General features: G+C 28.1%; 6 protein-coding genes. 4 read left to right on the top strand and 2 right to left on the bottom strand.

The window, feature by feature from the left end; translation table 11 throughout:
* Window positions 1–174: 174 nt before the first annotated feature.
* Window positions 175–1,113, bottom strand: coding sequence for a GAF domain-containing protein (locus MARPI_RS11210; RefSeq protein WP_014297563.1), 939 nt, complete (start codon window positions 1,111–1,113; stop codon window positions 175–177).
* Window positions 1,114–1,242: 129 nt separating this feature from the next.
* On the opposite strand from MARPI_RS11210, the gene MARPI_RS10455 reads away from it, so the two are divergent.
* A complete protein-coding gene (locus tag MARPI_RS10455) occupies window positions 1,243–2,013 on the top strand; it encodes a Rossmann-like domain-containing protein (RefSeq protein WP_014297562.1) in 771 nt (256 codons plus the stop codon).
* On the opposite strand, the gene MARPI_RS10450 is transcribed toward MARPI_RS10455, so the two are convergent.
* A complete protein-coding gene (locus tag MARPI_RS10450) occupies window positions 2,005–2,661 on the bottom strand; it encodes an HAD family hydrolase (protein WP_014297561.1) in 657 nt (218 codons plus the stop codon). The genes MARPI_RS10455 and MARPI_RS10450 overlap by 9 nt on opposite strands.
* A gap of 161 nt (window positions 2,662–2,822) precedes the next feature.
* Here MARPI_RS10450 and MARPI_RS10445 point away from each other — a divergent pair, with 161 nt between their 5' ends.
* The 3 genes from MARPI_RS10445 to MARPI_RS10435 are packed head-to-tail and all read left to right on the top strand — an operon-like array spanning window position 2,823 to window position 5,883.
* On the top strand, window positions 2,823–4,031 hold the full coding sequence (locus MARPI_RS10445) for a 2,3-bisphosphoglycerate-independent phosphoglycerate mutase (protein ID WP_041639183.1): 1,209 nt from the start codon (window positions 2,823–2,825) through the stop codon (window positions 4,029–4,031).
* Window positions 4,031–5,329 (top strand): ComEC/Rec2 family competence protein, encoded by a 1,299-nt coding sequence (locus MARPI_RS10440; protein ID WP_014297559.1) that lies wholly within the window; start codon window positions 4,031–4,033, stop codon window positions 5,327–5,329. Before MARPI_RS10445 ends, MARPI_RS10440 begins: the two co-directional genes overlap by 1 nt.
* On the top strand, window positions 5,329–5,883 hold the full coding sequence (locus MARPI_RS10435) for a thymidine kinase (RefSeq protein ID WP_014297558.1): 555 nt from the start codon (window positions 5,329–5,331) through the stop codon (window positions 5,881–5,883). Before MARPI_RS10440 ends, MARPI_RS10435 begins: the two co-directional genes overlap by 1 nt.
* Window positions 5,884–6,207 lie beyond the last annotated feature (324 nt).

Below are 6,207 nucleotides of genomic sequence, written 5' to 3'. Positions count from 1 at the left end.
AAACTTAGTGAACTTAGGAATTATCAAAAAGAAATATGCACCCCATGACAATTAGAAAAAAATCCTAAAAATTTACACTTTAATATTTTTTTACTTTCATTAAGAATTGTATCTATTAAATAAGCTTTTTTTCTCGATTTTGTGAATAGGTTAAAAAACTAAATATTAATTAAATTAAACATATTTTTTAACAAATAAATTAATAATTTCTTCTAAAAATTGGGAATCTTCAATAGTAAATGGTTCCAACTTATGACTGTCTATATCCAGCTCTCCATATACATTTCCGTTATTATCAATAATAGGAATAACTATTTCTGATTTTGTTTTTTCACTACATGAAAGATAATTTTCTGCTTTAGAAACATCCTGAACAACAAAGGTATTTTTTGTTGCAGCAGCCTGACCACAAATTCCTTCACCAAAAGGTATCTTTACATGTTCTGTTGGTTCGCCAAGATATGGACCAAGTTTTAATATATTTTTTTCATTTTTGTCAGTTAAATAAAAACCTACCCAATTATAATAATCCACATTATCATATAATACTTTTACAATTTTTTCCATAGCTTTATTAATGTCTTTTGTATCATATATAATCTTTTCTATTTGTGATAGCAATTTACCAAAAAGCGCTTTTTTAGTATCCACCGGCCTATTATTAATAAATTCTAAAATCGCCTTATCAACAGTTTCTCTAATATCTACGTTATTTAAAAAATGATAAAATGAATCAACCATAATAACAGTTCCATAGTAAGTATCGATATAATAATGAGAATTTAAACCCAACATTCCCATAATAAATACAACAAAATCACCACGTTTTAATTGATAATGTTCAGCGTTTCTCGAAAGTTTTTGAACCATTTCTTTTTTTACACTGAGAAAATTGTTCTCCCAATCCTGCTTAAATAAATCAAAATCTTTTCTTCTAATATCTTGTAATCTTTCTTTTATTTTTTCTTCGTTTAAATCTTCTTTCTTTTCATATTCACTAATTAATCTGGGATGTTTTTGTTTATATTCCTTCCATCCTTCATACCAATATATTTTATCCATATTTAATATTTTCAAAAATTCTGGTGTTAAATCTTGTAAAATACTTCTCATTTTTTCAACCTCCTTCCAGTTTATTTAATTTTACCATTTTTATCTTACAGAATTTTTGAGAAATAACATTTGATATTAAATGTTAAAAATAGTATAATAGTATCACATAAAATGGTAGGGGGGATAAAGTTGAGTATTGCAAAAAAACTTTATAACAAAGCTCTTGAAAATTTAACAGATGATGTTATTATTGAAGATTTTATTATTGGTATTGGAGAAACAGCTGTAAAATTAAGCGATGGTAGAGTAGGTTTTGTTGCTACAAATCGCGAAGATACTTTAGGTAAATGTGAAGAATTTTACAAATGTATGGGATTAGACGGAAAACCAGAGAGTAAAGCTAATATTGGAATGAAAGCAAAAGATTTATTAGAAGTAGGATTATTTTCTGGTGATCCATTATTAAGATCTGTATCTTACGCTGCATTAAATGCTGTCTTTAATAAAAATCCAGAACGATTTGTTGGTGGAGATACTTTAGAATTAATGGAATTTAAGAAAAACGATGTTGTTGGAATGATTGGCGAAATTACGCCCTTTGTTGAAATATTAAAACCCAAAGTCTGGGATGTTCTTGTTTTTGATAGACAAAGGAGAAGTGATGAAGTACTTCCAGATTGGGCAATTATAGAGATGCTCCCAAAATGCAGTGCTGTTATTATCACTGGAACTTCAATTGTGAATGGAACTATAGATTGGATATTAAATTATGTTAACACAGATAGAGTTGCAATAGCCGGACCATCAACTATGATGGTGGAAGATGTATTTCCTGTAAAGATTTTATCAGGTGCATATGTTGAAAATGGCGATTTATTGTTTGATCTGATAAAAAAAGGAGCAGGAACCAGAACGTTATTTAGATCTGGTGCTGCTCGCAAGGTAAATTTATTATTTTAAATATCTATCCAATTCATATAATGATTTTATAGTTTCTGAATATTCATATTGACGATTTAACCTATTTATAAGAATTGATTTTATCCCAAAATTATTGCCGCCGAGAATATCAACATTGTAATTATCTCCAACAAATATCACATCGTCTTTTGATAATCGCATTTCATTTAATGCATATTCAAATATTTTAGGATCCGGTTTATATAACTTCGTGGCATATGAGGTAATAAGATAATCAAATGGAAAAGGATTTTTGTTTAAAGTTGGAATTACAAAATCATCATCAGCATTTGAAAGTATTGCTATTTTCATGCCATTTTCTTTTAAATATTTTAAATAATCGACATCTTCGTATGGTGGCAGGTTAATAAATGTTTTATACATTTCATCTATATAATATTCTGGTGAATTTTTTAATTCAAAAACATCTATTATTTTTTCAAACATTATTTTATAATATTCCCTTTCAGGTTTAAACGGTTTTAAATGATAGTCCTTAAATATCTCTTTATATGTTTCATTAATCTTTTTTTCGATTATCTTTGATGGATAATTACATTCCTTTGAAATAATTTTAGCGATTGGTAAAAATAAGTGATTTGCATTTATAAGCGTTCCGTAGAGATCAAATATTATACCTTTTTTCATTTTAAAAACCTCCTTGTTAAATTTTCAAATTAATTATACCAGTGTATTATTATCAAAAAGATAACGTCTTTAAAATTTTACTCAAATATTATAATTGCCAAAAGAAAATATGCTATAATTTTTATGAAATCAATTATTTGTTGGGGAGGGAGTAACATATGATGGTAGATAGACAGGAATTTTTACAAAAGCTTATTACAAAAACAGATTCAAAAATAGTAATGCTTGTAATGGATGGAATAGGAGACACAGTTATTAATGGAAAAACTCCTTTACAGGCTGCAAAAACTCCAAATCTCGATAAAGTAGCAACAGAATCAGACCTTGGTCAAACAATACCTGTTTTACCAGGAATAACTCCAGGTTCAGGACCTGGACATCTTGGTATTTTCGGATATGATCCTATTAAATACCAAATTGGAAGAGGTATCCTCGAAGCACTTGGTATTAATGTTGAAGTAGGAGAAAAAGACGTTGTTGCAAGAGCTAATTTCGCAACATTAGACGGTGATATTGTTGTTGACAGAAGAGCTGGAAGACCTGCATCAGAAGAATCAGCAAGAGTAGTAAAAATCTTACAAGAACACATAAAAGAAATCGATGGTGTTAAAATCACTTTCTATCCTGGAAAAGAACATAGATTCGTTGTAAAACTAACAGGAGAAGGATTAGATGACAGAATTGAAGATGCTGACCCACAGAAGGAAGGATTGCCAATTAAATGGGCACACGCATATGATCCTGCTGCAGAAAAAACTGCAGAAATAGTTACAAAATTAATGAAGGAAATTAGAGAAGTATTAAAAGACGAACCAAAAATCAATTTTGCATTAATTAGAGGATTTTCAAAATACCCTGCAATTCCAAAATTTCCAGAAGTTTATAAAATGAGAGCAGCTGCTATTGCTGTTTACCCAATGTATAAAGGCTTAGCTAAGTTGGTTGGAATGGATATTTTAGATGTTGACGGAGAAACACCTGCAGATGAATTTGAAACTTTGAAAAAACACTGGGATGAATATGACTTCTTCTATGTACATATTAAGAAAACAGATTCATACGGAGAAGACGGAAACTTTGATGCTAAGGTTCACGTAATCGAAATGGTTGATGAAGCATTACCAAAATTACTTGAATTAAATCCTGATGTTTTAGTGGTAACAGGAGATCATTCAACACCTGTAGCAATGAGCGGACACAGCTGGCATCCAGTTCCATTTATGATAAAATCCCCATATACAAGAGCTGGCTTATCAAAAGCATTTGATGAATTTGAAGCAGCAAGGGGCTCTATGGGAACAATATATGCTGTTGATCTTATGGGATTGCTTCTCGGTAATGCAAGAAAATTAGAAAAATTTGGAGCATAATGCCATTTTTTGTAACACTTTTTTCAGTAGCAATTACAATAATCCTTTTAATAAAAGTAAAAATGATAACTACAGCCATAATATTTATGGCTGTAGTCTTTTTTATTAACAAATATTCCTTAAAAACTAAAGCTCTTTTTTTAATTATAATAGGATTAATCGTATTTAGGACACTTTTTATTACTAATGTTTTACCCGATAATCTTAATAACATTGACCTGGGAATTTTAGGATATATTACAGATAAAAACTATAATCAATTTAAAGTAAAAACAGAAAAAATTTTCTTTGAAAACAAATGGGTTGATTATAATAAAACATTATATTTTAACTATAATAAGTTTTCTGTTGATCCATTTGAAATTGGAAATAAAGTATATATCTATGGGAGTTACCTGAATGGAAGGTTTAATGCGGAGTATATGGCAAATTCAAATGAAGGAAGCATATACTCTATTAGAAATTATTTCAAAAAACGTATTTATAATCATTATGATTATTCAACAAATAATATTTTATTTTCCATTCTTTTTGGTGGCATAAGCCCTACATACTCTAAAATTTACAAGGAAGCTGGACTTTTGCATTTATTTGCTGTTTCTGGTTTTCACGTATATCTTCTTTATTTTGCCATATATTATATATTTTCAAAGACCTTAATTCATATACATTATAGGCGCATTTTTACTATAATAATATTGCTTTTTTATCTTGCAGCTTCAGGTTTTTCTCCTTCAGCAACAAGGGCTGTGCTTTTGCTAATTTTTGTTGAATTATCAAAAATCTTTGGCTTTAATATAGACACATTAAATCTCCTTGGAATAGTTGGAATAATAAATTTATTATATAATCCATATAGTATATTATCACCAGGATTTTTAATGAGTTACTTTGCTTCATTTTCAATATTATTTTCTCTAAAATATACTAAAAACCCGTTTATAATTACATTATCAGCATATCTTGCTGTTGCACCATGGAGTATTATATTTTTTAATGGAATTTCATTACTTGGAATCTTTTTATCGATAATTATTACACCGATAATATATGCAATAATGTTTTTTGGAGTTATAGCAATCTTATTCCCAATACCACATTTTTTAGGGATATGGATTGATTATTCATTAAAAGGATTCAATGAATTTTTGATTTTTCTAAATTCTAAAATCCCATATATTATCTTTAATGATAATTCTGCAAAATTCATTTCATATTTTATCAGTATAATAATACTGTTCTTGTTTCATATGATAAAACCCCAAATTTTCTCAAATAGATTACAGGAGGTAATATAATGTCAGGAAAATTCATTTTAATTGTAGGTCCTATGTATTCAGGAAAAACTTCAGAATTAATTTCATTTATAGAAATCTATACACTTGGAAAGAAAAAAATCAAAGTATTTAAACCTATTATAGATACAAGATATGCTTCAGAATATGTTGTTTCACATACCGGTACAAAAGTAGAAGCAATTCCTATTAAAGAATCAAAAGAAATGTATAATTATCTTGATTATGATGAAAAAGCAGTATTTGTTGATGAAGTTCAATTTTTTGATGAAGGCTTAAAGGATGTTATAAATGATTTATTAAAGAAAGGAATAAATGTTTATTGTTCTGGATTAGACCTTACATATAAAAACAACCCATTTCAGACTACAATTTTGCTTTCAGCATATGCTGATGAAATTATTAAAAAGAAGGCTGTATGTCATGAATGTGGAGAATACAACGGAACTATTTCATTTAAATTAGTTGGAAATGGTGATGAAATAGATGTTGGAGGATTTGAGAAGTATATTGCAGTATGTAGAGACTGTTATGAAAAACTAAATGCAGAGAAATAATTCTCTGCATTTAGTTTTTATGAATTTTATTTACTCAAAAATTTTTTAGTATCCTTATTTTAGAAAATATACAGATTTCATTCTTATAGCAAATAATGGATCTATAAAAAATTGTACAACCAGTAAATTAGTTCTAAATTTATTTCTGACTTACTTTTAGTATGCAATATACCATATCAAAACAAAATGAGGCTTTTGCCTCATTTGATTAATTCCAGCAATTTTTATCAATTTTTATAGGTTTGGAAGTTTTTTATAATATTTTAATAAAACTTTTTACTTCCTTCTTGCTTTTTAGTATAAAATCTTTATTAAAGGATGATG

Source organism: Marinitoga piezophila KA3 (assembly GCF_000255135.1).
Classification (GTDB): domain Bacteria; phylum Thermotogota; class Thermotogae; order Petrotogales; family Petrotogaceae; genus Marinitoga; species Marinitoga piezophila.
This window is presented reverse-complemented; position numbering and strand designations above follow the sequence as displayed.

Coding starts and splice junctions, on each gene's coding strand:
- MARPI_RS11210 (WP_014297563.1), bottom strand. CDS start 1,113: ATGAGAAGTATTTTACAAGATTTAACACCAGAATTTTTGAAAATATTA.
- MARPI_RS10450 (WP_014297561.1), bottom strand. CDS start 2,661: ATGAAAAAAGGTATAATATTTGATCTCTACGGAACGCTTATAAATGCA.
- MARPI_RS10435 (WP_014297558.1), top strand. CDS start 5,329: ATGTCAGGAAAATTCATTTTAATTGTAGGTCCTATGTATTCAGGAAAA.
- MARPI_RS10445 (WP_041639183.1), top strand. CDS start 2,823: ATGGTAGATAGACAGGAATTTTTACAAAAGCTTATTACAAAAACAGAT.
- MARPI_RS10440 (WP_014297559.1), top strand. CDS start 4,031: ATGCCATTTTTTGTAACACTTTTTTCAGTAGCAATTACAATAATCCTT.